The organism is Xanthobacter autotrophicus ATCC 700552 (assembly GCF_043194565.1).
GTDB lineage: Bacteria > Pseudomonadota > Alphaproteobacteria > Rhizobiales > Xanthobacteraceae > Xanthobacter > Xanthobacter autotrophicus_F.
The window spans coordinates 1-443 of the sequence record NZ_JBAFVS010000088.1 but is presented as its reverse complement, the minus strand read 5'-3'; the positions used below and the strand labels follow the sequence as shown (position 1 = coordinate 443).

Sequence of the window (443 nt, the reverse complement as noted above, 5' to 3'; positions counted from 1 at the left end):
GTGTCCTCATGGCTGCCGTCGGTGCTGTAGACCACCTTCTTGGTCAGGGTCCCGGCCGCGTTGTAGCTCAGGACCACCGAGGCATCGTTCGCGGCGCCGAGGCCGTACTGGGTCTCGGTGCGGCTGCCGTCCGAGGCGTAGACGATCCGGGTCGTCAGGGTCCCGGCCGCGTCATAGGAGGTGAGGCTGGCCAGCGTCCCGCCCTGCGTCACCGACACCTGCTTCGAGCGGTCGGCATTCCAGGTGGTGAGCGTGGTGGTGGTGCCGCTGATGTCCTGGTCGTAGACCATGACCCCGTCGGCGTCGTAGCGCTCGATGGACGTCACCGTGTTGCTGGCCGAATAGTCGGTGACCACCGTCGCGTAGCTTGCCCCGGTGACCGGCTGGGTCTCGGTGCGGCTGCCGTCGGTGTGGAAGGCGATGGTCTTGGTCAGCGCCCCGGT

1 protein-coding gene is annotated in these 443 nt (G+C 67.9%); it reads right to left on the bottom strand.

Annotated features, from left to right (window positions below):
- Window positions 1–443: hypothetical protein (locus V5F48_RS25035; protein ID WP_394260656.1), on the bottom strand; the 443-nt coding region annotated here is incomplete at both ends.